At 50.4% G+C, this 26,928-nt stretch carries 25 protein-coding genes and 1 pseudogene; 14 read left to right on the top strand and 12 right to left on the bottom strand.

What is annotated here, in order from left to right:
- Positions 1-30: 30 nt before the first annotated feature.
- Complete coding sequence (gene purF / locus NZM04_04595; protein ID MCS7063313.1) at positions 31-1,485, top strand: amidophosphoribosyltransferase; 1,455 nt, start codon at positions 31-33, stop codon at positions 1,483-1,485.
- A gap of 40 nt (positions 1,486-1,525) precedes the next feature.
- Here purF and NZM04_04590 read toward each other — a convergent pair whose 3' ends face one another.
- Entirely contained in the window at positions 1,526-2,812 is a 1,287-nt protein-coding gene (locus tag NZM04_04590; GenBank protein ID MCS7063312.1) for an extracellular solute-binding protein, read from the bottom strand.
- A 111-nt stretch (positions 2,813-2,923) separates the two neighbouring features.
- Here NZM04_04590 and NZM04_04585 point away from each other — a divergent pair, with 111 nt between their 5' ends.
- Positions 2,924-3,325, top strand: coding sequence for a DUF3307 domain-containing protein (locus NZM04_04585; GenBank protein ID MCS7063311.1), 402 nt, complete (start codon positions 2,924-2,926; stop codon positions 3,323-3,325).
- Positions 3,322-4,128, top strand: a complete 807-nt coding sequence (gene trpA / locus NZM04_04580) for a tryptophan synthase subunit alpha (GenBank protein ID MCS7063310.1) — start codon at positions 3,322-3,324, stop codon at positions 4,126-4,128. Before NZM04_04585 ends, trpA begins: the two co-directional genes overlap by 4 nt.
- Here the strand turns inward: trpA and pgl are convergent.
- Positions 4,125-4,790, bottom strand: a complete 666-nt coding sequence (gene pgl / locus NZM04_04575) for a 6-phosphogluconolactonase (GenBank protein MCS7063309.1) — start codon at positions 4,788-4,790, stop codon at positions 4,125-4,127. The genes trpA and pgl overlap by 4 nt on opposite strands.
- Before the next feature lie 20 nt (positions 4,791-4,810).
- Complete coding sequence (gene zwf / locus NZM04_04570; protein MCS7063308.1) at positions 4,811-6,355, bottom strand: glucose-6-phosphate dehydrogenase; 1,545 nt, start codon at positions 6,353-6,355, stop codon at positions 4,811-4,813.
- Between the two features lie 138 nt (positions 6,356-6,493).
- Between zwf and NZM04_04565 the strand changes: the two genes are divergently transcribed.
- Together NZM04_04565 and hisB are read left to right on the top strand one after the other, a co-directional pair.
- Entirely contained in the window at positions 6,494-6,715 is a 222-nt protein-coding gene (locus NZM04_04565) for a DNA-binding protein (protein ID MCS7063307.1), read from the top strand.
- A 30-nt stretch (positions 6,716-6,745) separates the two neighbouring features.
- Complete coding sequence (gene hisB, locus NZM04_04560) at positions 6,746-7,399, top strand: imidazoleglycerol-phosphate dehydratase HisB (GenBank protein MCS7063306.1); 654 nt, start codon at positions 6,746-6,748, stop codon at positions 7,397-7,399.
- 25 nt (positions 7,400-7,424) lie between these two features.
- On the opposite strand, the gene NZM04_04555 is transcribed toward hisB, so the two are convergent.
- Complete coding sequence (locus NZM04_04555) at positions 7,425-8,000, bottom strand: septal ring lytic transglycosylase RlpA family protein (protein MCS7063305.1); 576 nt, start codon at positions 7,998-8,000, stop codon at positions 7,425-7,427.
- An 81-nt stretch (positions 8,001-8,081) separates the two neighbouring features.
- Positions 8,082-8,267: a hypothetical protein gene (locus NZM04_04550; protein MCS7063304.1), complete on the bottom strand. Its 186-nt coding sequence runs from the start codon at positions 8,265-8,267 to the stop codon at positions 8,082-8,084.
- An 81-nt stretch (positions 8,268-8,348) separates the two neighbouring features.
- Between NZM04_04550 and NZM04_04545 the strand changes: the two genes are divergently transcribed.
- Genes NZM04_04545 through NZM04_04530 form a run of 4 tightly spaced genes read left to right on the top strand, consistent with a single transcriptional unit; the run spans position 8,349 to position 11,168 of the window.
- Complete coding sequence (locus tag NZM04_04545) at positions 8,349-9,227, top strand: fumarate hydratase (protein MCS7063303.1); 879 nt, start codon at positions 8,349-8,351, stop codon at positions 9,225-9,227.
- Positions 9,228-9,281: 54 nt separating this feature from the next.
- Positions 9,282-10,604, top strand: coding sequence for a signal recognition particle protein (gene ffh / locus NZM04_04540; protein MCS7063302.1), 1,323 nt, complete (start codon positions 9,282-9,284; stop codon positions 10,602-10,604).
- A gap of 24 nt (positions 10,605-10,628) precedes the next feature.
- Positions 10,629-10,880: a 30S ribosomal protein S16 gene (gene rpsP / locus NZM04_04535; GenBank protein ID MCS7063301.1), complete on the top strand. Its 252-nt coding sequence runs from the start codon at positions 10,629-10,631 to the stop codon at positions 10,878-10,880.
- Between the two features lie 15 nt (positions 10,881-10,895).
- The gene (locus tag NZM04_04530) at positions 10,896-11,168 is read left to right on the top strand and encodes a KH domain-containing protein (protein ID MCS7063300.1); all 273 of its coding nucleotides are present in this window, start codon (positions 10,896-10,898) and stop codon (positions 11,166-11,168) included.
- A gap of 15 nt (positions 11,169-11,183) precedes the next feature.
- Here NZM04_04530 and NZM04_04525 read toward each other — a convergent pair whose 3' ends face one another.
- Positions 11,184-12,095, bottom strand: coding sequence for a tetratricopeptide repeat protein (locus tag NZM04_04525; GenBank protein MCS7063299.1), 912 nt, complete (start codon positions 12,093-12,095; stop codon positions 11,184-11,186).
- 169 nt (positions 12,096-12,264) lie between these two features.
- Here NZM04_04525 and NZM04_04520 point away from each other — a divergent pair, with 169 nt between their 5' ends.
- Together NZM04_04520 and NZM04_04515 are read left to right on the top strand one after the other, a co-directional pair.
- Positions 12,265-13,434 (top strand): anthranilate synthase component I family protein, encoded by a 1,170-nt coding sequence (locus NZM04_04520; protein MCS7063298.1) that lies wholly within the window; start codon positions 12,265-12,267, stop codon positions 13,432-13,434.
- On the top strand, positions 13,406-14,179 hold the full coding sequence (locus tag NZM04_04515) for an aminotransferase class IV (protein ID MCS7063297.1): 774 nt from the start codon (positions 13,406-13,408) through the stop codon (positions 14,177-14,179). Before NZM04_04520 ends, NZM04_04515 begins: the two co-directional genes overlap by 29 nt.
- On the opposite strand, the gene NZM04_04510 is transcribed toward NZM04_04515, so the two are convergent.
- Positions 14,176-15,177 carry a magnesium transporter gene (locus NZM04_04510; protein ID MCS7063296.1) on the bottom strand — a complete coding sequence of 334 codons (1,002 nt, stop codon included), beginning with the start codon at positions 15,175-15,177 and terminating at the stop codon, positions 14,176-14,178. The two genes, NZM04_04515 and NZM04_04510, sit on opposite strands and share 4 nt — an antisense overlap.
- A gap of 49 nt (positions 15,178-15,226) precedes the next feature.
- Complete coding sequence (locus NZM04_04505; protein MCS7063295.1) at positions 15,227-16,363, bottom strand: hypothetical protein; 1,137 nt, start codon at positions 16,361-16,363, stop codon at positions 15,227-15,229.
- A 263-nt stretch (positions 16,364-16,626) separates the two neighbouring features.
- Between NZM04_04505 and NZM04_04500 the strand changes: the two genes are divergently transcribed.
- From NZM04_04500 to NZM04_04490, 3 genes are read left to right on the top strand one after another with little or no spacing between them, the layout of a single operon-like run.
- Positions 16,627-18,795, top strand: a complete 2,169-nt coding sequence (locus tag NZM04_04500; GenBank protein ID MCS7063294.1) for a glycoside hydrolase family 57 protein — start codon at positions 16,627-16,629, stop codon at positions 18,793-18,795.
- 6 nt (positions 18,796-18,801) lie between these two features.
- Positions 18,802-20,847, top strand: a complete 2,046-nt coding sequence (locus NZM04_04495; protein MCS7063293.1) for a DUF1926 domain-containing protein — start codon at positions 18,802-18,804, stop codon at positions 20,845-20,847.
- 33 nt (positions 20,848-20,880) lie between these two features.
- Positions 20,881-21,357 (top strand): hypothetical protein, encoded by a 477-nt coding sequence (locus NZM04_04490; GenBank protein MCS7063292.1) that lies wholly within the window; start codon positions 20,881-20,883, stop codon positions 21,355-21,357.
- Between the two features lie 14 nt (positions 21,358-21,371).
- Here NZM04_04490 and trpC read toward each other — a convergent pair whose 3' ends face one another.
- The 4 genes and pseudogenes from trpC to dxs form a co-directional block, all read right to left on the bottom strand.
- The gene (gene trpC / locus NZM04_04485; protein ID MCS7063291.1) at positions 21,372-22,151 is read right to left on the bottom strand and encodes an indole-3-glycerol phosphate synthase TrpC; all 780 of its coding nucleotides are present in this window, start codon (positions 22,149-22,151) and stop codon (positions 21,372-21,374) included.
- A gap of 14 nt (positions 22,152-22,165) precedes the next feature.
- Positions 22,166-23,291 (bottom strand): annotated as a pseudogene (prfB, locus tag NZM04_04480) (peptide chain release factor 2).
- A gap of 21 nt (positions 23,292-23,312) precedes the next feature.
- Positions 23,313-24,959 carry a Do family serine endopeptidase gene (locus NZM04_04475; protein ID MCS7063290.1) on the bottom strand — a complete coding sequence of 549 codons (1,647 nt, stop codon included), beginning with the start codon at positions 24,957-24,959 and terminating at the stop codon, positions 23,313-23,315.
- Positions 24,956-26,818 carry a 1-deoxy-D-xylulose-5-phosphate synthase gene (gene dxs, locus NZM04_04470; protein ID MCS7063289.1) on the bottom strand — a complete coding sequence of 621 codons (1,863 nt, stop codon included), beginning with the start codon at positions 26,816-26,818 and terminating at the stop codon, positions 24,956-24,958. The genes NZM04_04475 and dxs overlap by 4 nt, the downstream gene beginning before the upstream one ends.
- Between the last annotated feature and the right edge of the window lie 110 nt (positions 26,819-26,928).

The following is a 26,928-nucleotide window of genomic DNA, read 5'->3' as shown; positions in this document are numbered from 1 at the left end:
TAGAGATGAGGTGGAGATGTGAGTGTGTATATGGATCGAGAGAGTGAATGGGTTAGGCCTCGAGATGCTTGTGGGGTGTTTGGGGTGTTTGGTCATCCGAGTGCTGCGGAGTTGACTTATTATGGGTTGTATGCGTTGCAGCATCGTGGGCAGGAGAGTGCGGGGATAGTTTCTACGGTTGGGAACAGTGGGGTTTTTAGGGTGCATCGTGGGATGGGGTTGGTGTCTCAGGTGTTCAATGAGGAGGCGTTGAAGAAATTGGCGGGGGACCGTGCGATTGGTCATGTGCGTTATTCGACGATGGGTTCTTCGGAGATGAAGAATGCTCAGCCGATTGTGATTGAATCTGCGAGGGGGACGATTGCTTTGGGACATAATGGGAATTTGGTGAATGCGCAGGAGTTGAGGGAGGAGTTGGAGGGGAAGGGGTCTATCTTTCAGACGACGACGGATAGTGAGATTATTTTGCATTTGATTTCGCAACCGGAGAGTGTGGTCGGGAGGGAGGGGGCTTTGTTGTATGGATTGAGGCGGATTCAGGGGGCGTTTTCTTTGGTGATGATGACGCGGGATCAAATTATTGGTGTGCGGGATCCGCAAGGATTTAGGCCGTTGTGTCTTGGGCGGTTGGATCAAGCTTGGATCTTGAGTAGTGAGAGTTGTGCTTTGGATTTGATCGGGGCAAGTCTGGAGGGGGAGATTGAGCCGGGGGAGATAGTGGTGATTGATGAGAGGGGGGTGCGACGGCATCGGGGGATTTTGGGGAAGAGGGAGCGGTTTTGTATTTTTGAATATATTTATTTTTCACGTCCTGATTCTGTGTTGTGTGGGAAAAATGTGAGTGAGGCTCGGGTGCAGATGGGGCGGTATTTGGCACGCGCTTATCCTGTGGAGGCAGATGTGGTGGTGCCTATTCCGGATTCTGGGAATTACGCGGCACTTGGATATAGTGAGGAGAGTGGGATACCGTTTTCGATGGCTTTTGTGAGGAATCATTACATTGGACGGACTTTTCTTCAGCCTTCGAAGTTGATTCGTGATTTTTCTGTGCGCGTGAAGTTGAACTTAATCGAGGAGGCGGTGGCGGGTAAACGGGTGGTGGTGATTGATGATTCGATCGTCAGGGGGACGACTGCGAAGGCGCGTATTGTGAATTTGCGTAAGGCTGGAGCAAAGGAGGTGCATGTGCGGGTGAGTTGTCCTCCGCATCGTTTTGCTTGTCATTACGGGATTGATTTTCCTGATCCTAGGGATTTGATAGCGAATCAAATGACACTTGAAGCGATTGCGAATTATCTTGGCGCTGACTCTTTGGGATATCTGAATGAGGAGGATATGATTTCTGCCACGGGGCTCGATAAGGGGCGATTGTGCCGGGCGTGTTTTGATGGTGACTATCCTGTCCCGGTTGGCCGAGATGTGATGAAAGAGGTTTTAGAGGGGCGGGGTATGATGAAGGGGGGGCGACTTTCGGGGGATTTGTAAGGGAGGTTCGACTGAGTCTGGGGAATGGGGTGAATTGTAGTTAAAACGGAGCTGGGGCGACTGTATTTTTGGGTGGAGGCGGGCGAGTGATGATTTGGGCTTTGATTCGGTTTAGGATTTGGTGGGCATCTATGGGTTTACCTTGATGTAGGATGGAGAGTTCGCGTTGTATCATGGCTTGGACGTCGGGGGTGAGAGGATGTATGGGAGCGGTCTCCGAGCGTTGGGCTTGTAGGTAAAAGACGCGGAGTTCGGGGGTTTGGAGTTGATCTTCAACTTTGTAAGCGGGGATGCGATCTTCGCGAGTGCCGTAGCGTGAGAGGCGTTGTGCTAGGAGTTGAGCGAGTCTTGGATTGTTGGTGTGAGCGGATACAGCCCAGGAATAGATCTCTAGATATCCGCCAGGTCTTAGCATTACTGGTAGGGGAGAGACGCCCCATCTGAGGTGTTTAATTTTTTTTAGGGCTGGCAAGACCTCTGAGCCTGCGATGAGCATTGAGGCGCGTCCTTGTTCGAATTGGGTAGGGACAAGTCTTGGGGAGCGGATAAAGCCAGTTTGGTGTGTATAGCGTAGGTCGATGAGAAAGCGGAGGGATAGAAGTTGAGAGGAGATTACTTGCGGATCGCCAAAGATCCATCGGCCGTCTTTGAATATGGCACCTGCAAATTGATTGACCAAGCATTGGAAGAAGCCGTAGGTAAGCGGGTATTCTATACCCCAGATCTGGGTGCGGTTATGCTCATCTTTTCGTTCGAGTGCACGTGAAACTGCGATGAGAACATCCCAGGACCATTTTTCGTCGGGGTAGGCGGTGCGAATTCGGTCAAAGTGGTCTTTGTTGTAGTATAACATGAGGGTGTTGAAGTCGGATGGGTAGGCGATGATTTCGGATCCTCTTCTGAAAGGTAGTAGAGCGGGAGCAAACCATAGGGTGGATTCTGACGCTAAAAAGGGGAATGAGCGGATTCTCCCATTTCGGTATAGGCGTTCGATCTCGTTGCTGTTGGTAAGAAAAACATCGGGCGAGGTCTCGGGTGAAAGTGTAGTGTCGCGGTTTTGCAAGTATTCTGTCTCTCTGGACCAGTAGGTGAAGGAGACGGGTTGACGGGTGGAACGTTGGAAGGCGTTGATCTCACTTTGCCACAGTCGAATTTGGTGCTCGTTGCCATAGGCCCATACGCGGAGGGGTGTGATGCGTGGAAGGGGTAATTCGGGTCTAGGTGGAGGTGGGGGAGGGCGTCGTAGGAGAAACCACCACATGACGATGCTTACATCAATTAACAAAATGATGAAAAGGAAGGTGAAGATGATCGGATGCTTACTCACTGTTCAATCGCCTGGGTGATTGGTTGGAATAGGTTGAGGCAAATTTTAGAATGCTGTGTGTTAAAGGCAATTATCGCTTGATTGCCCAAGATAAAAAAATAAGGTGCTTTTATGCCTGAGTTGCTGGCTCATCTATGGGGTGATTATGTTTTGCAAACAGAGCGTATGGCTCTCAGGAAGACTGTCTCATGGAAGTGGGCGGTTTATCATGCTACAGCTTACACCTTGCCCTTTTTATTTCTGACTCAGAATGTTTATAGTCTTGCGGTGATATGGGGGACTCATGTGGTGATAGATCGCTTGGCGGTCGCGCGCAAATTGGTTGTGTGGCGGAATGCTTGGGATATTCGCTCGACTGGTGAAGTGCTGAATGCTACTACGGGTTTTTCTGAGAAGATACCGGTTTGGTTATCTTTTTGGTTAATTGTGATTGTTGATAATACTCTGCATTTGACGATCAATCATTGGGCAATTCGTATGTTGCCTTTGCTACTTGGGCGTTTTAGTGCATGAACCGAATTGAAGCCTGTTTTCATAGGCTTAGAGCTCTAGAGCAGCCTGCTTTTGTTGCTTACATCACTGCTGGGGACCCGTCGTGCTGCCATACATTGGATCTGGTGCTAGGATTGGTGCGAGCGGGGGCAGATATTATTGAATTGGGGATTCCGTTTTCAGATCCTTTGGCTGATGGGCAAGTGAATCAGCTTGCTGCACAGCGTGCTTTGGAGGCTGGCACTACGACGGAGGATGTTTTTCGAATCGTTGAGTCGGTGCGAAAAGAGAGTGAGGTGCCGTTGGTTTTATTTACTTATTACAATCCGATGTATCGCTATGGCGATCGGGCCTTTATTGCTCGTGCGATCGAAGCTGGGGCAGATGGTGTGTTGCTTTTGGATCTGCCTCCTGAGGAATGCCAGGAATTAGATTTTGGCACGTTGAAACGGATTCAGTTGATTGCTCCCACGACGCCTTATGAGCGGATCCGGAGGTTGGCGGCGCTAGCTGACGGTTTTATTTACTACGTTTCGCGGGAGGGTGTGACGGGGATGCAACGGACATTGGCGTCGGATTTGAGGGAACGCGTAGCTCTTATCCGTGGTGAGGCGCGTTGTCCGATATGTATCGGTTTTGGAATATCGAATCCTGAGCAGGCGGCACAAGCTGCTGCTTTAGGAGATGGAGTAGTGGTGGGCAGTGCGCTTGTGAATTTTATTGCAGAAAATCGTGATTTGGTGAGTGACTTGGGAGGGGCGCTCGAGACCTTTGCACGGCCGTTTGCGGAGGCGATTCATGGGGTGCGTCTTCGGTCAGGCTAGAGGATCCAGTAGATTTTTTGATGGGGATTTTGAATGCGAGCGGCAGGGATGTTGTGATCGCGGGCTAGCAATTTGTGGACCATTTCGGTTTTGCTGGTGCCTTGGACTAGGAACCAGATTTCTTTGGCGGCTTCTAGGACGGGGTAGGTGAAGGTCCAGCGTTGTGTTTTTAATTGGGGCACGGGATTGGATACGGCGTAACGGTGTCGTTCTTGGAGAGCATTTGTGTTGGGGAAGAGAGATGCGGTGTGGCCGTCGTTGCCTAATCCGAGGAGAATGAGGTCGAAGACAGGTGGGGTGCCGATTGTCTGGGTTAAGAGGGCATGCATTTTTTCAGCGGCTTTGACGAGGTCTGAGTCCAAGTGCCAGCTGTGTAGGTGGAAATTGGGGCGAGCGTGGCCCAAAGTGGAGCGAATCATTTTTTCGTTGCTATCGGGGTGATCTGGGGGCACAGTGCGTTCGTCACCGATCCACCAGTGAATTTGAGACCAGGGTAAGGTGTCGCATTGATTGAGAGCTCGATAAAATGGGGCAGGGGTTGATCCACCTGCTAGTGCGATGTGGGTGGTGGAGCGGGGAGAGGGTTGTTGTGTGATACGCAGAATTCCTGCTACGAGTGTGTCGAGAGCTGCAGGGGCAGGGAGCTTGATGAGGTCGATCATGGTCTAATAAGGAAGGGGTATTAATCTTTGTCTACGGACAGCCAGAAACGTCCTTCTTTTTCTATGAGATGTTGAGCTTCGATGGGGCCCATTGATCCTGGGGCGTAGAGTGGGAGGGCGTCGACAGGTTCTTGATTCCATGCGGCATGGAGTGCGTCGACGATTCGCCATGCTTCTTCGACTTCATCGTAGCGGGTGAAGAGGGTTGTTTCGCCTTGTAGGGCGTCTACGAGGAGACGTTCGTAGGCTTCGGGGAAATAATCTTCGTGGAAGCCTTGGCGATAGCGAAAATCCATGGCGACTGGGTGGATTTGGGATTTGGAGGGGACTTTGGTGTTGAAGACGAGGTGGATGCCTTCGTTGGGTTGAATGCGGATGCGAAGTTGGTTGCGTCGGAGTTTGGTGCCGCAGGCGGCGGCGAAGAGGACGCTGGGTGGGCGATTAAAGATGATGTTGATTTCTGAGAATTGTTTTTGTAGGGCTTTGCCGGTGCGGAGGTAGAAGGGAACGCCGGACCATCGCCAGTTATCGATTTCTAGGCGGAGCGCGACGTAGGTTTCTGTGAGGGATTGAGGATTAACGCGGTCTTCTTCTCGGTATGCGCGATAGGCTCGACCGTGGGCGAAGCCTGCGCTGTATTGTGCGCGCACGGAGTGTCGGAGGACGTAGTCGTGGGAGGGGGTGACGATAGATTTTAAAACTTTTACTTTTTCATCTCGGATGGCTTCGGGCTCAAGGGAGGCCGGGGGCTCCATGGCAATGAGAGTGAAGAGTTGGAAGAGATGATTTTGGAGCATGTCTCTTGAGGCTCCTGCGCGGTCGTAGTAGCCGCCACGGCTTTCGACGCCGACTGTTTCGGCGACGGTGATTTGGACGTGGTCGATGTAGCGGCGGTTCCAGAGGGGTTCGTAGATGGCGTTAGCGAATCGGAAGTAGAGGAGATTTTGAACGGTCTCTTTTCCGAGGTAGTGATCGATGCGGTAGATGGCCGATTCTGGGAATGCGTCTTGGAGGGTGTAGTTGAGTTCGCGTGCGCTGGCTAAGTTTTCACCGAAGGGTTTTTCGACGATGATGCGTTTTTGGGGCACGGTGTGAGGTTTGGGGGCGAGGCCTGCGGCGGCGAGGTGATGGGCTGCGGTGCCGAAGAGATGGGGGGCGGTGGCGAGGTAGAATAGGTATCGATCTTCGAAGCTTTTGGATTCGGGGAGTTGTTGAGTGAAGGTGGCGAGTTTGCGGTATGCTTCGAGGTCTGTGAGTTCGCCCTGGTGGTAGTAGATGTGTGAGGCAAGCGTCTGCCAGACTTGTTTATCTACGGGTTTGGTGTGTGAGAATTCTAAGAGGGCATTGTAGAGATCGGAGCGGAATTCGTCGTGATTTTTGGGGCGTCGAGCGAAGCCGATGATTACGCTGCCTTCGGGGAGTTGGCCGTTTTTTCTGAGGTGGTATAGGGCGGGGATGATTTTGCGGTGGGTGAGGTCTCCTGTGGCACCGAGGATGACGATGCAGGTAGGGAGGAGGTTGTTTTTGTTTGGGCTGATCTCGCAGCGCTCATCAATAAGGCTCATAGGTGTGGGGAGGTGAAATGTCGAATTTAGTTAGCAGGAGTTGTCTGATTGACGAGTATGGTTTTGATGTTTGTGAATTGACAAGGTGGGGTCGATGCCATAAATCGGCTTATGGAGATTTGATAAGGGAATTGTTATATGGATCAGACCATTCATAGTGAGAAGCTCGTTGTCGAGCGGAAGACTTTCTTCTTCGACTTGAAGCAAAACGAGCGGGGGCAATTTTTGCGAATCACCGAGGATGTGAGAGGCCGGCGGGATACGATTATTGTGCCGGTGACTGGGTTGGGTGATTTTCGGGCGATTATTGATCGGATGATGGTTACATCGGGTGCTCCTGAGCCGGGGAATTCTATCTAAGGGGGGGCGTGGAAGTTTATATTTGTTGGTATGGCTTCTACTCGGTCGCGTCGGAAGCCTAATGGGAGCAATTCTCTTGAGGCGAAGGCGCGGGAGGCCAGGATTTTTCGAGAGACTAAGGAGACACGGATACGTCTTGCCTTGAATCTGGATGGCGAAGGACGGAGTCGGATAGATACAGGGATACCTTTTTTTGATCACTTACTGACATTGCTCGCTAAACATTCTCTTTTCGATCTGGATCTGAGGGTGAAGGGGGATATAGAGGTGGATTTTCATCACACGGTGGAAGATTGTGGGATTGGTTTGGGTATGGCTATTGATCAGGCTTTAGGGGATCGTGCTGGGATACGCCGCTACAGTTTCGGGTATTTGCCTATGGATGAGACGTTGGTGCGTGTGGCGATTGATATTAGTGGGCGGCCATTGTTTGTGTTTCGTCCGCCTCGTGGGGTGAAGTTGATGACGCTATATGCAGGCACGTTTCCGGCTCAACTGATAGTGGAATTTTTAAGGGCGCTTGCTCAACGGGCGGCGTTTACGCTGCATGTGCATGTATTGGAGACGGAGGAGATACATCATATGTTGGAGGCGATTATCAAGGGCGTGGCGAGGGCGCTTCGATTTGCTGTTGAGCGAGATTTAAGAGTGAAGGGGATACCGAGTTCGAAAGGGGTTTTGTAGGTTGGTATTTTGTGGGGGCGTCTCCTCAATCTAGCACTTCGATTTTAACAGCAGCCGTGGTGTTGCTTTGTATGCCAAGTGCTAGGGCTGCTGAGCGAGATATTTCTAGGATGTAGGCTGGGTCTTTGGGGCCTCGATCGTTGATTCGAAGGATGACGGAGGTGTTGTTTTCGAGGTGAGTTACACGCACGCGTGTGCCGAAAGGTAGTGTGCGATGGGCAGCGGTGAGTTTGTTGTGGCGATAGATTTCTCCGCTGGCAGTTATTTTGCCTTCCGATTCGTCGTTGTAGCAGATGGCGATGCCGGTGGTAGTGTTGTCGTGGATGACTGGGCGTTGCTCTGCTTTTCTGTGTGGAGAAAATTTTTTGGATGATTTTTTTGGGGCGGGGTGAGTTTCTCTGGGTAGTGGGTTTTCTTCTACGGGAGTAAGGGGAACCGGCTCGATGTGGTCTGTGGGTGTTTCTTGTCGAGGAGGGATTGTCGAGTAGCTTCCGTCAATGCTTGAAACGTAAAAACGTTTACTTGGTGGGGCACAGCTTGTGATGAGGGATGTTACTGCAATGGCAAGGGCTAGGTGAGCATGAGATGTGGGTATCCTCATGTGCTTTGATATGCACATGGTGTGAGGTTACGTCAACTTACTTGCGGTGGAATTGTGTTTAGGTGTGGTTACCAGGCCAAATTAGAGGGCTTTTGGATCACGGGGTGGTGGAGTGTAGTAGGGCTGCTGCTGGGCAGGGGCGGGCTGGCGGTAGCTGCGGTCGTAAGTTTTGCTCTCTCTTGCGCAAGCAGTGAGGAGAGTGATGATGGTGAGTGCGATTAGGGACAGAAGGCTAAGGCTGGTGTAGGGAAGTGTGGTTTTTTTCATCGTGTGGGAGGATGAGCAGTGGATGGGGAAAATGCAAGTAAGAAAAGTTGTTTTTATTGCAGGATGCGATACTTTCGTGGTATGGCGTGTCTTGTAAACTCTTTGGTGGAGATTATTCGTAAAACATCTGTGGAGATTCCAGATGATGTGCAGGCAGTGTTGCTATCGTGCCTAGAGAGAGAGGAAAAGAATACAACGGCTGAGGCGGCTTTGAGAATCATTCAGCAAAACATTGCTTTAGCTAAGCAAAAATCTCAGCCGATATGTCAGGATACGGGGTCGATTCTTTTTTATGTGTGGGCACCGGCGGGCTCTGATGAGGGGACGTTTACGGAACAGGCTGAAGAAGCTGTGCGGGAGGCAACGCGGTTGGGTTATCTGCGGCAGAATTCGGTGGATCCGCTTACAGGTAGAAACGATGGGACGAATGTCGGCCCGGGCTCGCCGACGATTCATTTTCACACGCATCGAGAGGCGCATTGGGATATAAGGCTTATTTTAAAAGGGGGCGGTTGTGAAAACGTAGGGGCGCAGTATTCGTTGCCAGATGAGCGTCTAGAGGCTGATCGTGATCTTGATGGTGTGCGGAAGGTGATTTTGGATGCAGTTCTCCAAGCTCAGGGAAAGGGCTGTGGGCCTGGCGTGCTCGGTGTGACGATCGGTGGGGATCGAGCCACGGGCTATGCACATTCGAAGGAGCAGTTTTTGAGAAGGCTTGATGATGAAAATCCGAATCCAACGTTGGCGAGCTTGGAAAAGGATATCACGGAGACGGCAAATAAATTGGGCATTGGCCCGATGGGGTTTGGTGGAAAAACAACGCTGCTTGGCACTAAAATAGGTGTGCTGAATCGGGTGCCAGCTTCTTATTTCGTAACGGTGAGTTACATGTGCTGGGCTTATCGTCGACAAGGGGCGGTGCTATCTGCAGAGGGTGAGATTATGAAGTGGCTGTATTGAGTAGTGATGGGCGTTGGTTGCAAGATCTGACTGTGTTTTGGTAAGTGTGTTGTTATGTTACAAGCGTTAGCGGAGAAGCTGCAGGGGGTCTTTAGGAATTTAAGGGGTCTTGGGAGGATTTCGGAGAGCAATATTGAGGCCACAGTGCGTGAGATTCGTTTGGCTTTGCTTAGTGCCGATGTGAATTATCAAGTGGCCAAAGCACTTTGTGATGAGGTAAAGAGACGTGCCCTGGGGAGGGAGGTATTACAGAGCATCCAGCCGGGGCAGGCGTTTGTAAAGATATTTCACGACGCGTTGATCGAGATGCTGAGTCAAGGAGAGAGGCGGATGAGTGCTGAGCGTCCACTGAGGATTTTGTTATGTGGTCTAAACGGGTGTGGAAAAACAACGACTGCTGGGAAATTGGCTCGGTGGTATGTGAAGCAAGGTGCTAAGGTGTTGTTAGTTGCAGGAGATTTACGGAGACCTGCAGCTGTGAATCAATTGGAGCAGCTTGCGTCACAAGCTGGTGCCTCTATCGTGCGGTTTTCTGAAGATACCCTTATCGAGTCGGTCGTCAGTCAGGCGCTGGCAGAGCAAGAAAAACAGAAGGCGGATGTGATGATCTTCGATAGTGCTGGACGTCTTGAGGTGGATGAGAGTTTGCTAGCGGAACTTGAGGGGGTTGCGCGTCAATTAGCTCCACAGGAATGTCTGCTTGTAGCTGATGCCAGCACGGGGCAGACGTCGGTGAAGGTCGCAGAGGCTTTTAAGGCGCGGGTTCCGCTTACAGGGATAGTTTTAACGAAATTCGACGGTGACGCGCGCGGGGGGGCTGCTCTTTCGATGCATAAGGTCACAAACGTCCCTATTAAGTTTCTGGGGGTAGGGGAAAAAATAGAGGGGATAGAAGTGTTTGCACCTGAGCGGCTGGTTTCAAGAGTTCTTGGCATGGGGGATATTGTTGGACTCGTCGAGAAGGCTCAAGAGGCTTTTGATGCGGAGAACATTGAGAAGCTGGAGGCCAAATTAAAGAAAGGAAAATTTGATTTGGAAGATTTCCTTGGCCAGATGCGCATGCTGAGACGGCTTGGTCCGTTGCAGCAAATAATTGCGATGCTTCCTGGTATTCCATCTGATGTGCTTTCTCAAGTAGATGACCGAAAAGTTAAACAGATCGAGGCCATCGTTCTCTCCATGACTCCTGAGGAGCGTCGTAAGCCGGAAATTTTAAATGCTCGGCGACGTCAGCGAATTGCTCGTGGAAGCGGAAGAACTGTGATGGAGGTAAATGAACTTATACGCCGTTTTGAAGAGATGCGACATTTCATGGCTAAACTTTCCAAAGGCAGCTCACCTGAAAAAGTCTTGCGTGATTGGATAGGTAGGCGTTAAAAAGTTAATTCACCTTGTAAAATTATGGCAGTGCGAATTCGTCTTCGTCGTGAAGGAACAAAAAACCGCCCCTATTACCGAGTCGTCGTGGCTGATGCTCGGAGTCCTCGTGACGGTAAGTTTCTTGAGCAGGTCGGCACGTATGATCCGCTAAAGAAACATCAAAATTTTGATCTCAAGCTTGACCGTATCGATTATTGGATCAAACAGGGGGCTAAGCCAACGGAAACCGTGCAGAGTTTTATACGCAAAGCAAGAAAAGCCAGTAAAACATAGCCTACGCTTAAATAAATGGTTGGTGATATAAGATATTTTATCGAATATGTGGTGAGGCGGTTAGTTCGTTTCCCCGATGAAGTTGATGTTCTGCAGATCGATAATGGAAATACGATAAATTACCTAATTTCAGTGAATGCTGAGGATGTAGGTCGAGTAGTCGGCAAACACGGCAAAACTATCAACGCGATAAGGTCGCTCGCCAATACCGTCAGCTCCAAGACTAATATACGTGCGGTGATCGATGTGGCAGCAAATGAAAAGCCAGAGTCAACACAGGCTGGCTAATTGGTAAAGCCTAACTTACTGAGTTTCTCGATACATGTTTCGCCTATCGTTAAAGGGATTTTTGATCTCGGCATCCCCATTTTTCTGATCTCCGTTTGAATTTGTATCTACTGAGAGATTGCCGACGGGCGTACGAGCTGGCGTGATACTTACTGGTCGAAAATCTTTTGGTTTTGAGTTGGTTATGGATGGGCTTTGCTTAGGGGCGTCTGGGTCATCAAGCATTCCTTTTGAATTAACCTGTATCCATCCTAGCTCGATTAGAGTGTCAGCAAAGTTGTGATTCAAATAAGCTGGAAAGATCCTTGCTGCAGCGTCGAAGTTTTCCATAGCTTTGGCACGATTCCCTTCTTTGTAAGCTAGTGCCCCTTGAACAAAGTAATAAATTGGTGTAGTTTCAAAGCCATCATATTTTTTTGCGATTTCAAGTGCTGGTGGGAGTTGATCTTCTAAGAGATATGTTAAAAAAATTTTGAATTCGGTGAGGTGTTTATAAATGTCGAGATTTGCCAAATGCAAAATCGAGGTAAAGGCTTGACGAGCTTGAGCGTATTGCCCTTGTAAAAAAAGTAACTCAGCTAGGTTGAATTTAGGCTCGAATGCATTTGGAGCGACAGATAAAGCTTGTCGAAACGCGCTCTCAGCGGCGCTCCAGTTTTTCATTTTTGTATAATTTGCGCCTTTGAGATTGTAGGCATGATGATGGTTAGGATTGATTTTTAGGATTTGATCAACGACCTCAAGAGACTCATTGAATTTTTTAGCAAGAAAGAGTTGTAATGCTTTTGGTAAAAGCTCCGATCCTGGCATCGGTTGAGAATCCTCGGTTAGTTTTTTCTGTGATGGCTCCGATGTCTGATTTGAAGAAGGATCGTGATTTGTGCCCAGGTTGGCTTTTTGTTCCTGTGCAATAGAAACAGATACCACTCCTACCCAAAATACGCACGTGACAGCTAAGCTGAAGCGATAAAATAATGATAATGGTGACATTATACAAAGAATGAAGACGTCTCAGGTGAAGTCAAGATCCCCCTTTTTAGCCAAAAAGAAGACGGCTACGTATGGAAGGGTTGTGACTATGTAAGGTGAGTTAACTATGTCATGCTTTATCTCGATAAATTCGTGGAATTACCCTGGAGTGATTTACCAGGCAGAGGACTCCTTTCTTTCCATAAAGGGGCATCTTTCAACAGATAAACACGAGTTGAAGGAAGCATTTAGCCTCGTTCGGAATTCTGCACATCCTGATTCTCCGCATCCACAAGGGGGTGCAGTTGGATATGTTACTTTTGAGGGAAATTATCGGTTTGAGTTTTTTAAAAAATTTCAAGTTCATGAGGAATGGCCAGAAAGCCCGCTATGGCGCTCACGTAAACACATAGCTCGATCATCCGAAAGTTCCTACTATGCTCCAAGGTCGAATCTTAATCCTTACATCTATACTTGCCTTGTAGAAAAAGCTAAAGACTACATAGCCAGTGGAGATATATACCAGGTGAACTTAGCTCACATATTTTCCACATCTGCTGTGGCCTTTCCTTACTTGCTCTTTGAAGAATTAATGAAAATTAGCCCAGCACCAGGAGCAGCTTTTTTGGACTTCGAGGATGAGATCATCCTTTCAGCTTCACCCGAGCTTTATTTCAAAATTAACGGCAACCTAATCACCACTCAGCCTATCAAAGGCACACGTCCACGAGATCTCGCAGATCCCGTCCGCGATCAACAGCACGCCTATGAACTCCTCACTTCATCCAAAGAAATCGCCGAGCTCATCATGATCACCGACCTCATGCGAAATGATCTCGGTAAAATCTGTAAAACAGGCTCTGTTATTACTCCAGAATTAATCTCCCTTAAAAGCTACTCACACGTCCATCATCTGGTGTCCACAATTGAGGGCGAACTCATGGATGATCTATCGCCGGTAGATATTCTCCAAGCGATTCACCCCGGTGGTTCGATCAGTGGAGCGCCCAAAAAGCGAGCCATAGAAATCATACAAGAACTCGAGCCCATCCCGCGAAAACACTACACAGGTGGCATTGGTTACTTTGCTTTCAACGGCGATGCTGCATGGAGTATGGCGATACGCACACTCATTCAAAAAGATGGCCAACTCTCATTTGGCGTCGGAAGCGGCATCACGGCAGATTCCAATCCTCAAGCAGAATTTGATGAGACCATGCACAAAGCCGCAGGCATTCTCGCAGCTATTGAAACGTATCACAAAAAGTATGCTTCCTATTCAATTTCCAGGTATTGAACGCTCCAGCGTTTTTTCTTTTTCACATTTTGAGCCCTGGCGCGGAGTCTTTGAGACCATCTGGATTCATCAAGGAGTCCCAATTTTTTGGCAGATTCACTGGAAGAATTTCCTTGAGGCTGCGAATGCTCTCCAAATCCCTCACAATCTGCCCGTAGAGGTTCCACCGCCTCTTTTTTTGCAAGCCTGCACAGGTCGTCTTCGACTTATTTTAGATGCAGAAGGTCGACTTTATCACACTTTCAACGAAGAAACGCCGCATCAAACTCAAACTTCCTTTTCGCTAGGGCTTGCTCTCCAACGTCTCGGAAAACACAACTGGGATGCGCGCTACAAAACACTCAGTTATCTCACTCATACCCAGGCCCGTCTGTCTACATCTAGCGATGAGGCGCTTCTTCTTAATGAAGATGGGCATGTCGTCTGCGGCTCGAGCAGTAACCTCTTTTGGCTGGATAACAGTTGCCTTCACACTCCGCCTCTCTCCGCTGGATGCAGGAATGGTGCCGTACGGCAATGGATCCTCTCACAGCTACCTGTCCAAGAATCTTTGATCACTCCTGAAGAATTGCTTCAATCGAAGGCAATTGCCATCACAAACTCCCGCCTCGGTATCCAGCCTATCAGCGCTTTTCTCCATTGGACGCCTCTCTCTTCGAAGCTTTTTGATCCGCTTATCGAGGCCTATAAGGCTGAAATTAATAGGCAAATTCAACAGCTAACCAGTTTCTCTCCCTCGTCTTAATTCACCCCCAATATCCATTTTGCTACATTAAAGTAAACCAGTAACGTCATAATATCCGTCAAGCCAAGTGTCAATGGGCCTGAAGAGACTTTCGGGTCTAACCTTAATCCGTGCAACACAGTCGGCACCAATCTACCAATTAGGGCAGCGTTGATCACCGCAGCGCATAGGCTGCCGCCAATTACCCAGGCTTCAGTTTGACTCTGCCGCCACAAGCCAGCGATCAGCCCAATCGCTCCACCGGCGGCTATTCCGATCAAAAACGCCGTTACGAGCTCGCGTGGAAACCAAAATTTCACCCACTGCCAAGTTGGTCGCTGGACTCGAAGTTGCTGAATTGTCACCGTCATCGACTGCATGCTCACGCTCTCTCCGACTCCAAGCACCAACGTCAAAAAAAACGTCAAGACCAAGCTCTGTGCCAACGTTAATTCATATAGACTGGCCAAGACGGCGCATCCCAAGCCTGAGATCAACGTCGCCGTCAGCCACGGAAAGCGATAACGAAAGGCGTTCCAAGGCGAAGCGTCTTTGATGGCTTCGAGGCGCATCCCGATCCGTTCAAACATCTCGTCCGATGCTTGACGCTCTGTTAAATCCACAATCTCATCATTTACTCGCATCGCATCCACTACCCCAATGAGGCGCCCATCTACATCTACGACTGGCAAAGAAAGAAAGCGATATCGGACAAATGCCTCGCAAGCCTCAATAAGACTGGCTTGAGACGATAACGTCACCAACCGCGTGATCATCAGTGTGCCTAATTTTGTCTCGGCGTTCGCCGTTAAAAGCCTCCGCACGGGCACGACCCCCAAAAGTTTTCGTTCGCTATTGATGATGTAAAAATATAAGACGTCGTCCCCTTTTTCGGCTTTATTTCTCAGCGTATCCAGCACCTCTTGCACCGTAGCGCCTTCATCAAAAGCCAACCAATCCTTTCTCACATAGTGCAGAATGCTCTGTCGCCAGGCACACTGCTCTTCTCTCGTCAGCATAGCTGCAGTTATCTACGTGCTCGGCTCCTGACAAGGGCTGAATTCGAGACTAGTCTACCTTCAGCGTCATCGAAAAAGCCATTCCTTGTTCATTCCCCCGCTTTGCTACAATGGTAAACACATACGAGCCTGCCTTCTGTGGTGATCCCTTTAATTCCCCATTTATTTTATCGAGTTCTATCCCGGGCGGCATCTCTCCGCTGATTATTTCAAAAGTCACCTCTTTGCTGCGTTCCGGCGGCCAGATTTGTAGCTGATGGTTAAACTTTTCGCCGACCTTTGTTCTTAGATATTTTGTCCCTACAATCCTAGGGATAATAGCTAGGTCATCCTGCCGCGAGAGAGAGTCCCACGCTGAACCAGAAGAAATGGGCTTCGAAGGCTTAGGCATGGGTATATTAACCGATCCTTGTTTGGGTGACTCTACCTTTGGCGAGCTGGGTGCAGTATCTTGAGTTTTTGTCTCAACATGGATTGATTTTTCGTCACCTTCGATTTCAAAAGTCACGCTCACGACTTGTTCTCCGTATGGATGGGGTTTCGTGGATCCTACATTAAAGGCATCGCCCTCGGCGCCAATTAAGAGGAAGGCTTCCCAGCGCCCCTTTTCTTTGGGTTCGCCGATAAGATTCCCCACTTGGTCGATTTCTATTCCTGGCGGCAGATTTCCTGCGATCACACGTTTGATCGCTTTCCAGTGCCCTAAAAACTTTTCACCGACCTTTGCTTGTATCCTAGCGGGCATCTCTCCGGCTAGCTGAACCACTCGCGGGGGAACCTCTCCGCCATAACGATTTTCGATCGTAATCTTAAAGGGATACGGGGCACTCTCACCATATTCGTTCACCGCGCGGATACGATATGACAATTCACGTCGCGACGCCGTGGCATAGGCATTCTGAAAATATGTTAAATTTACACCGCCTCCAGAGCTCAGTCGTCCAGTATCTCGATCAAATTTTAAATCCCCTACAAGCTCCCCTTCTAATATAAAATGTGTCACCACTCCCCAGACTACAGGACGGCAGCTTACTCCGTAACTCTGTGTCCTAACGGTATTGCCTGCTATGCCAAAGATGACAGGTGGGTGACCACTCCGATTTTTCTCTGCACTGGGCTGACTGATCGCCTTACTATCCGAATAACAAGCCGACCATAGTAACAAACAGAGATAAAATATACGCATCAGTTTTACCTCCATCCTCGAGCAAATTTTATATAATCACAAATCGTTGTAAAGCAAATAATTACAAAAATTTTACAGGCAAAATTCTTCCTCTATTTGCCTTTTTTGCTCTTCTTTTTTTGACTTCGAATTAACTTTTTAACCTTAGAAACTTAAAAAACCTAAGTTCGCACGCTTAAGAGGCCACTCCGCTGGACTCAACCGTCCTTTTTTTGGGATTTGTGATAACGTGAAACGCTGCTAGAGGGAGGTAGCCTCGGATTATGAATGTCGTTTTGCTTTGGCACATGCATCAGCCCTACTACGTGGACCCTTTGACTAAACGAGCCAAAATGCCATGGGTGCGACTCCACGCTGTAAAAGGCTATCTTGATATGATTGACGTGCTGAGTCGGACTCCGGAGATCCATGTCAATGTGAATTTCACCCCAGTCCTTGTCCGGCAGATTTTAGAGCTCGTAAACGGGGAGGTTACAGATGAATGGCTAGAATGGAGTGAGCGAGACGCTGGTGATCTACCGGAGTCTTACCGTCGCTCCATTTTGCAAAACTTCTTCAAAGCCAATTGGGATCACTTGATAAAACCTTTTCCACGTTACTGGGAACTGCTCCAGGCCCGAGGCGCTTTGCTGACTGATCGGGCTCTTAAAGATGCTCTTGCGCATTTTACAGAGCAGGACTACCGCGACTTGCAAGTGTGGTATAACCTCGCCTGGTGTGGATTTTCCGCCTGCAAACGATTCCCGGAGCTTACTGAATTGAAGCAAAAAGGAAGAGACTTTACTGAGGATGATAAAAAGGTGGTCTTGGCAGTGCACCGCAAAATTCTCGGGATGATCCTGAATCTCTATCGAGAAGCGTCGGAGCGAGGTCAAATTGAGTTGACGACAACGCCCTATTTTCATCCGATCATGCCGCTGGTTTATGATACGAATATTGCGAGGCGTTGTATGCCACAAGCCAAACTTCCTCGAGGTTTCAGCGCGCCAGAGGATGTGCGGACGCAACTTCACTTGGCTCAGGAGTTGCACCAAAAAGTCTTCGGGCATCGCGCGAAGGGGATGTGGCCATCGGAAGGATCTATCTGTCCGGAGATTATTCCGCTAATGAGGGAGGCGGGCATTGAATATTTCTGCTCAGATGAGGGGAACCTTTTCAAGAGCTTGGAAATGGATCCTGAATGGAGCCAGGGGGGGAAACCGATCGATCATCTAGAGTTGTTTCAAGGGTGGGAAATTGCCGTTGAAGGGGCGTCCATCCGTGCGCTTTTCCGAGAGAGGCCTCTGTCAGATTTCGTCGGCTTCAATGCTGCACGAAACGAACCTCAACGCGCCATTGATTACTTGATCCATCACTGTGTGCATATCGGGCAAGTCCGCAATCGAGAAGATACCGTTGTCTGCCTAGCTCTAGATGGGGAGAATGCTTGGGAGGCATTTCCCGATGGGGGAGAAGCTTTTCTCGACGGTTGGTATAAAGCCTCCGCTAGGCATCCCAGTCTACGCTTCCAAAAAATGGGCGATTATTTTTCGGCTTATCCTCCTCGAGTCACCGCCAGACGTCTTCACTCTGGATCTTGGATTGGAAGTGACTTTGACATTTGGATTGGCGACGAAGAGGAAAACAAAGCGTGGGATTGGTTAACGCATACTCGAGAATTCTTGGTCGAGAGCCTTCATACACGGAATCTCCTACCGGAACGTGTGGAGCTGGCGTGGTGGTCGATCTATGCTGCAGAGGGGAGCGATTGGTTTTGGTGGTATGGGCCGGATTTTACGACAGACTCCGATGTTTTATTTGATGATCTCTTTCGCACGCATCTTAAAAATGTCTATTTAGCTTTGGGAGTAGAGCCACCGGGGTATCTCGATATTCCGATATGTGTGCCCTCTAGTGCTCTGCCTTATCGCGAACCGCGCAGTCCGATCAAGCCTCCCTTGACGGGCAGGGATGAGTCGTATTTTGATTGGGTTGGAGCTGGCTATTTCGATATCCGACAACAACAGACGGCAATGTTTCAAGGCGAGCGTAAGGGTCAAGCTCTCTACTTTGGCTACGATGCAGAGGCATTTTTTCTACGCGTGGATTTCTCCCATAAACCACTGGGGGTGCGTGTGACCTTTATGAAAGGAGTGGAAATGATTCGCATCGAAGCGCGACCGCATGCAGAAAAATGGAAAGGTTCCCTGTGGAGCAGTCGAGACGGCGTTAACTTTGAGGCGCTCTCTGATTACTCACCATCTATTGGCTGGAGCGATTATTGGGTGATGGCGCTGCCTTGGCAGTATATGGGCGCTCAGCCAGGAGAACGTTGGAGCTTTTATGTGGAGCTGTGGGAAGACGGTCTTGCTGTGGAGCGTTATCCTGAGCGTGGAGCTATAGAATTTGAGTGTCCTCATCGGGACTATATTGAGCAGCAGTGGATTGTCTGAGGAGCAATGAATACTGTCACTTTGTTTTGGGTTATTCATTTTTATCAACCTACAGGCAACTTCGATCATGTGGTGGACGATTACATCCGGAATATCTGCGGTCCGTTTGTGGCGACGATTGAGGGGTTACCCTCGTTGCGGCTGACTTTGCATTTTGATGGATCGTTGCTTGAGCGAATAACGCGGTGTTTCCCTGATTTAGCTATGAGGCTGCGATGTCTCTGTGAGCAGGGGCAAGTAGAATTAATGGGGGGTGGCTATTTCGAGCCGATATTTGGGATGTTTCGAGATGAGGATGGGGTAAGGCAGCTTGAAAAGATGTCGAGCTTAATCTACGAGCATTATAAGCAACGGGTGCGTGGAGCGTGGCTAGCGGAATCTCACTGGGAGCCGCGTTATCCTAGCCTGCTACGTCGGGCAGGTATTCGTTACACGGTGCTTGAGGACTCTCTTTTCTTGAAGGCTGGCTGTCGATCTGCGGATTTGTATGAAGTGTATCGGACGGAATATCTAGGCCAAGAGCTAGTCGTCGTGCCTTATCTTCGGTCTTGGTTGCGACTTGATCTGCGGCAGTCTCTATCAGAAGCGAAAAATTTATTGATGCAAGCAAGTCATCGGCCGTATCCCCAAGTTATGGCGATGGTTCAGCGCGGTGAACACTATTTTGGGGGCGGGGTGCCTCGAAGCATTGCTGCCGGGAGAGAGGTGCTTGAGGAGTGGGTCTCCTTTCTGGAAAGCGAAAAACAGTGGGTGCATACACGAACGGTCGGAGAATATGTCGATGAGCCGCGAAGGTTGTGGACAATCTATCTACCGGAGGGATGCGCACACGACGTTCAGAAGCGAACGTTGTTGACGGAATCCCTTGTGGAATATGAGCGTTCGGTGGCGGAGTTGAGTCGGCGGTTTGATCGGGATCGGTTTCTAAATTTTATGCATGTGGGGACGTGGAATGGTTTTTTGAGAAAGTATCCTGAGGTCAATCGAATGCACAAGAGGCTGCTTTATCTCTCAGATGAATTGAGCAAGGAGGGGCATATTGAGGGGCGCGACCAACTTACTGAGTGTATTCTTAAGGCACAGTGCCATACGGCCTTTTGGCATGGAGATCTAGACGGGTGCTATGCGAATTATTTTCGGAACCACGTTTACGAACAGATTTTAAATGTCGAGAAGGCGCTCTGGAAAGAGAGGGGGGAGGTGCCGAGGCTCGATCGTATCGACTTAGATGCGGATGGGATTGAAGAACTGCGTTTTCATGGCGGTGACGTCCAGATGATTGTGCGGCCAGCCTATGGTGGGTCTGTGAGTGAGCTCTCGGAGCTGGGGTTGGCTTATAATGTTACCAATACTTTCCGTCGTCGGAAGGAGGCTTATCACTTTTCAAAGGGAGGAGTTGATGTTGATGTCGTTGAGGATTGGTATGAACGTCATTTGTTTCAGGATCATTTTGTGCCTCTGGACACTAGCTTGGATGATCTAGAACGATGCCGATTTATTGAGTATGGGGATTTTATCGATCAACCTTTTGAGATAAAGGAGATAGCTTACGGTCCGGATCATTGTGATGTGGAATTGGTCCGCGAAGGGGGCATTTATAGCTTTGGCCGTTGCCAGAAACTTAGTTGCCAAAAACACTATCGCATGGACCGGAGTGGGATTATACGGCTGATGTATCAGTTGGAGAATCGTTCGCCGATTTTGTTGGATTGTCTATGGGTGATCGAGGCGAATTATTCCTTTTTGGATGGGAATGATTTTCAGCGGTCTATTCATGTCTGCGGAAATTCACACTGTAGCGGAGAACGTCTGGATTACGACGGGGTGAGTGATTGGAATATGTCTGATAAGGTAAAGGGGTTGCTTTGGAGCTGGCGTGTGCAGACACCGATCAGGCTTATGCAGGTGCCAATTTACACCACTTGTGGCGCCGAGGAAAGGATTCAGAGCTACCAGGGGTCTGCTCTTTTTATGCAGCAACGTTTGTGTCTTGCAGCTGGTGATCGCAAGGCTTGGTGGATAGAGTTTAGCTTGGCTAAAAACGTCAGTTGATTTTTTAGAATGAACCTTTAAAGAATGAGTTTTATGAGATTGAGCTTTTTGGGTTTGTCGGCATGTGTTGCTATTGTCTTTGTATTCAATGGATGTGGGTCTGCTCCGAAGCGGGATCCGAGTATCGGGCTTTCTGCAGGCACCTATTCCTATCCTCAGTCTAATCCGTATGGCAGTTATGACCCTTCCGCTATGCCTCAGGAGGCTAACGTGCCACCGCCGAATGTGTATGAGGAAGGAACGCCTGCTGACACCACACCATATCCTATGGAACCTAATGCACCTCAGCAGCAAAATCCCACGCCGAGTCTTGGTAATGATCGTCCTATAGTTCCTGCGAGTAATCGTGTGCCTCCGGCGCCACGTTATCCGAAAGGAATTTTGACTGATAAGAAGGGGCTGGTCAGAAGTCCTTTTGCTGAGCATGCTGGGCTGGTGGATGTCCGCGGCTATCCACCTGGGACGGAAGTGCGTTGCCCTTATACGAACAAGATATTTGTTGTGCCGTAGTCGAAATCTGGTTTTTAGCGACGAAGGCTGAGTTGACGGATTGTATCTGCAACGTCTTGAGCGCGCATTAGGGTCTCGCCTACGAGGATAGCTTGTGCGCCGCAGTTGCGGACGAATCGGGCATCGTCGCGATTTTTGATTCCACTCTCACTGACGGCGATGACGTCGGCGGGGATGTCGTCAATCAGTTTATCGGTGACGGATAAGTCGACGGTGAACGTTTTAAGGTCTCGGTTGTTTATGCCGATAATTCGGGCATCGATTTCGAGGGCGCGGTCTATCTCTTCATGTGTGTGCACCTCGACTAGGACGTCGAGTTGAAGATCTCGTGCGAGCGTGTGGAGGTGTTGTAGAGTCTGCTGGTCTAGAGCGGCTACAATCAAGAGCACTGCATCTGCTCCAGCGACGACGCTTTGGTAAAGTTGCACTTCATGGATGATGAAATCTTTACGGAGTATGGGGAGATCGACTGCTTTGCGGATGGCTTGGAGATGCTCGATAGATCCACCAAAGTAGGGGGAGTCAGTTAACACACTTAAAGCATCGGCTCCTGCTTCTTGGTAAAGGCGGGCTTGTCGGACGGGATCAAAATCTGGAGCGATGACGCCAGCCGAGGGAGATTGACGTTTTATTTCGGCAATTATGGCTAAGGTCCCATCTATGCGGCGGATTGCGTTTTCGAAGGAGCAAAACTCATTTCGTAGCCATGCAGCTCTGCGGAGGCTTTCGAATTCTGGGAGGAGTGAAGCGACTTCTTGTTGTTTGGTGCGGAGGATTTCTGAGAGTTTATTCATGATAAGGGGTGGTGTTAATCGGTTTGGGCTTGATTTGGAGAGGGGTCTATTCGTTTTTTTCCGCGGATGAATGCTTCAGCGAAAGGGAGCAGTTGCCCATCCATTACTGCTTGGATGTCTGAGGTTTGTTCGCCTGTTCGCAAGTCTTTGACCATCTGATATGGGTGGAAGACGTAGGAGCGAATTTGTCGTCCCCAGGCGATTTCTCCTTTTTCGCTGTAGTGTTTTTCTGCTTCGGCGCGTTTTTTGTCTAATTCCATTTCGTAGAGTCTGGAGCGTAGGACTTTTAGAGCGGTTGCTTTATTTTTGAGTTGGGAACGTTCATTTTGGCAGGTGACAACTAGGCCAGTGGGCAGGTGGGTGATGCGGACGGCTGAGTCGGTGGTGTTTACGCCTTGTCCGCCGTGTCCGCTGGCGCGGAAGACATCGATGCGGAGGTCTTTTTCTTCAATTTTGATTTCGATGGTATCATCAATTTCGGGGATGACGTCAATTGAGGCGAAGGAGGTTTGGCGTTTTCCTTGTGCGTTGAAGGGTGAGATGCGGACGAGTCGGTGGACGCCGCTTTCGGATTTGAGGTAGGCGTAGGCGTAGGGTCCGCGGACGATGAGGGTAGCGGATTTGATGCCGGCTTCTTCGCCGGGTAAGATATCGAGGATTTCGGTCGTGTAGCCTCTGGATTCGGCGTATCGGGTGATCATTCGTAAGAGCATGCTGACCCAATCGCAGGCTTCTGTGCCGCCAGCTCCTGCGTGGAGGCTGACGATGGCATTGTTTATATCGCGTGGATCGGAGAGGAGGATTTTTAGCTCGGCTTGGTCGAGGTTTTGGGAGAATGTGGAGAGTTCTTTGTGGAGTTCGGTTTGGAGGGAGGGTTCGTCTGGGTGTTCTTGTATTAGGTCAAAGAGGCATAAGATGTTGCGCTGGGCTTCTTCGAGGTTGAGGATGGGTTGGATTTTTTCTTTAAGTTGATTGGCTTCGAGGATGATTTTTTGTGCAGTTTGGGGGTCGTTCCAGAATGATTGTTGGGCGATTTGGTCCTCTAGCGCTTTGAGTTTGTTTTGGAGGTTGGGAAGGTCAAAGAAACCTCCGGAGTTGTGCTAGGCGGTGTTGGAGGGTTGCAAATTGAGTTTTGTCCATAGGTGAGGGGGTGTTTTTGTTTTAGTTTTCGTCTACGACGACGAAGCGGGTGCCGCGAGTTTCGCGGCTCCAGACGCGAAGCACGTAGCGTTTGTCTTTGATTTCGCTGAGGAGCGATTGAGCTTCGTTGACGTTTTTGACGGGTTTGTTGCCGATGTCGCGGATGACGTCGCCAACGGATAGGCCTGCTTCTGCGGCTGGGGAGTCTGGTTCGATGCTGAGGATGACGACACCGGTTATTTTTTCTGGGATGTTGAAGCGTTCGCGGAGGGATGGGGTGATGTCGCTTAATTCTACGCCGCTTAGTGCTGATTGGTCGGTGGTGTCGCCGTTGTCAGTTGGGGTTGGTTCGCTGGGTGATCCGTCTTGATTTGCGGGTAGTTCTTTTGGAGTGATTGGTAAAGTGAGTGTTTTTCCGTCGCGTAGGACTTTGATTTGGGATGGGGTGCCGGGTGGGGTGTTGCTGACGAGGCGGCGGAGTGTGGCGGGGGTGTCTATGGGGCGTCCGTTGAATTCGATGATGATGTCGCCATGTTTGATTCCGGCTTTTTCTGCTGGGGAGTCTTCGATGACTTCGGAGACTAGGGCTCCGTCGCGTGTGTTGAGTTTGTTGGCTTCGTAGATGTCATCGGTGATTTCTTGTATTGAGACGCCGATGAAGCCGCGGCTGACTTTTCCTTTGGTGATGAGTTGCTCGGTGATGGCTCGGACGGTGTTGGTGGGGATGGCGAATCCGATGCCGATGTTGCCGCCGGTGGAGGAGAAGATCATTGTGTTGATGCCGACGAGGCGTCCTTGGATGTCGACGAGTGCACCGCCGGAGTTGCCTTGGTTGATGGGGGCGTCGGTCTGGATGAAATCGGAGAATAGGGTTTCTCGGCCTTGGGTGATGTTGCGTCCGAGGGCGCTGACGATGCCTGAGGTGACGGTCTGGGTGAGTTTGAAGGGGCTGCCGATGGCTAGGACGATGTCTCCGACTTCGAGTTGGTCGCTGTCGCCGAGGGTGATGGGGGTGAGGTTTTGTAGGTCGACTTTGAGCAGGGCGATGTCGGTGCGTTTGTCGGCTCCGATGAGTTTTGCGGTCATTTCTCGTTTGCCGTCTTTTAGGCCATCGAATGAGACTTTGATTTCTTCTGCATTATCTACGACGTGGTTGTTGGTGATGATGTAGCCATCACTGGTGATGACGACGCCTGAGCCGATGCCTGCTGGGACGTTTCGGCGACGTTTGTTTCGGTTGTCGGGTTGTTTGGGGGTGGGTCTTCGGTTGAAACGGCGCTGGTCTAGTGGGTCTTCGTCGTCTGGGAGGCCGAAGAAGTCTGGTCCGAAGAAGCGTCGGAAGAAGGGGTCGTCTAGGAAGGGGTGTATGAATTCTTGGATGTTTGGTTTAGGTTGCATGGAGATGATGCTGACTACGCTGGGGGTTACTTTTTTGACGACGTTGGCGTAGCTGATTGTTGGTGCGGTGTTTCGGTTGATGGGGGTGGTGTCGAGGAGGATGGGTTGTGTGAATTTTTCTGTTTTTTTGCCTTCTGGCCACCATTCGTTTGCTGCGAAAGTGCAGGAGGTGAGGAGTAGGGTGAGGGATAGGGAGAGGAGGATGGTGTTGTGTGGGGTGGTTTTCATGTTGTGGGGTGGTGTGGGTGGTTGGTGTGATGGGGTGTTCATTTTTTTAGTATGGTGATGGCTTTTTCTAGCGCAGAGGCGACGGAGATGCCATATTTTTGTCGTAGTGCGGGGACTTTGCCGTGCTCGATGAATTGGTCTGGCCAGCCGATGCGGATGACTGGTGTGGGGAGTTGGAGGTCGCTGAGGGTTTCGAGGACGGCTGTGCCGAATCCGTTTTTTAGGACGTGGTCTTCGAAGGTGATGATTAAGCGGCAGCGGCGTGCGTAGTGTTCGAGGGTTTTTTGGTCGAGGGGTTTGATGAAGCGGGGATTGATAAGTGCGGTGGAGTAGCCTTGTTTTTCGAGTTCTATGCGGGTTTGTGCGCCCATGTTGAAGAGGTCGCCTAGGGCGAGGATGGCGACGTCGTTGCCGTCGTGGATGATTTCAGCTTGGCCGATGGGGATGGGGGTGAGTTTTTCTTTGGGTTTTGCGCCTGGGCCGATGCCGCGTGGGTATCGGATGGCGATGGGGCCGTTGTGGGCTGCTGCGGTGGCGAGCATGTCGGCGAATTCTTCTTCGTCTTTGGGGGCCATTAGGACGATGTTGGGGATGCCGCGGAGGTAGGCGATGTCGAAGAGGCCGTGATGGGTGGGGCCGTCGTCTCCTGAGAGGCCGGCTCGGTCCATGCAGAAGACGACGTGGAGGTTTTGGAGGCAGACGTCGTGGACGATGGGGTCGAAGGCGCGTTGTAGAAAGGTGGAGTATATGGCGCAGAAGGGTTTTAGGCCTTTGGTTGCGAGGCCTGCTGCAAAAATGACGGCGTGTTCTTCGGCGATGCCGACGTCGTAGTATTTGGAGGGGTGTTTGGGGGAGAAGCGGTCGAGGCCGGTGCCGTTGGGCATGGCGCCTGTGATGGCGATGATTGTGGGGTCGTCGTTGGCTAGGCGTACGAGGGTGTCGGCGAAGATTTCGGAATAGGTGGGTTGGGAGGAGGGGAGGGTTTCGCCTGTTTCGGGGTCGAATGGGCCTAGGCCGTGGAATTTTTTTTGTTTTTCGAGTGCGGGTTCGAAGCCTTTGGATTTTGTGGTGAGGACGTGGAGGAGGACGGGGTAGTCTTGTTCTTTTAGGAATTCGAAGGTTTTGATGAGTGTGGGGATGTCGTGGCCATCGATGGGGCCGTAGTAGGTGACGCCGAATTCTTCGAAGAGGAGGGAGGGGAAGACCATGCCTTTTACGGCTTCTTCGGCTTTGTGTAGGGCTCGGGCAGCGAGTTTTCCTCCGATGCGCTCGAGGAATTTTCGTGCTCGATCGTGTAGGGAGGCGATGCCGGGGTTTGTGGCGATGCGGTTGAAGTAGTTGGCGATGGCGCCGACGTTTTTGTCGATGGACCATTCGTTGTCGTTGAGGATGATGATGAGTCGGCGTGTGTGGTGGGCGACGTTGTTGAGGGCTTCGAAGGTGATGCCGCAGGTGAAGGCGGCGTCGCCGCAGAGGGCGATGATGTGTTCTTGTGTGCCTCGATGGTCGCGGCCGACGGCCATGCCGAGGGCGGCGGAGAGGGCTGTGCCTGCGTGGCCGGCGCCGTAGCAGTCGTGTTCGGATTCGGTGCGGAGCATGAAGCCGTTGAGTCCTCCGGGTTGGCGGATGGTGTGGAATCGATCGCGGCGACCGGTGAGGAGTTTGTGGACGTAGGCTTGGTGGGAGACGTCGAATACGAAGTTGTCTGTGGGGGTGTTGAAGACGTAGTGGAGGGCGATGGTGAGCTCGACGACGCCGAGGTTTGGACCGAGGTGGCCGCCGGTCTTTGAGAGGTCGTAGATGAGTTTTTCTCGGATTTCTTGTGCGAGGGTGGGGAGGTGTGGGATGGGGATTTTTTTGAGGTCGGCTGGTGAGTTGATGGTATCGAGTAGCTTGCTCATGGGGGGTGTGGGAGAGTTTGTGGGGAGTGGTTTAGGTTGTCATAATGTTGGGTGATGCCAAGTTGTAAAGTTTAGGTGGGGCGCGGGCTGGGGGATGGGGGGGAGGGGGG

This window comes from Candidatus Methylacidiphilales bacterium (assembly GCA_025056655.1).
Classification (GTDB): domain Bacteria; phylum Verrucomicrobiota; class Verrucomicrobiia; order Methylacidiphilales; family JANWVL01; genus JANWVL01.
This window is presented reverse-complemented; position numbering and strand designations above follow the sequence as displayed.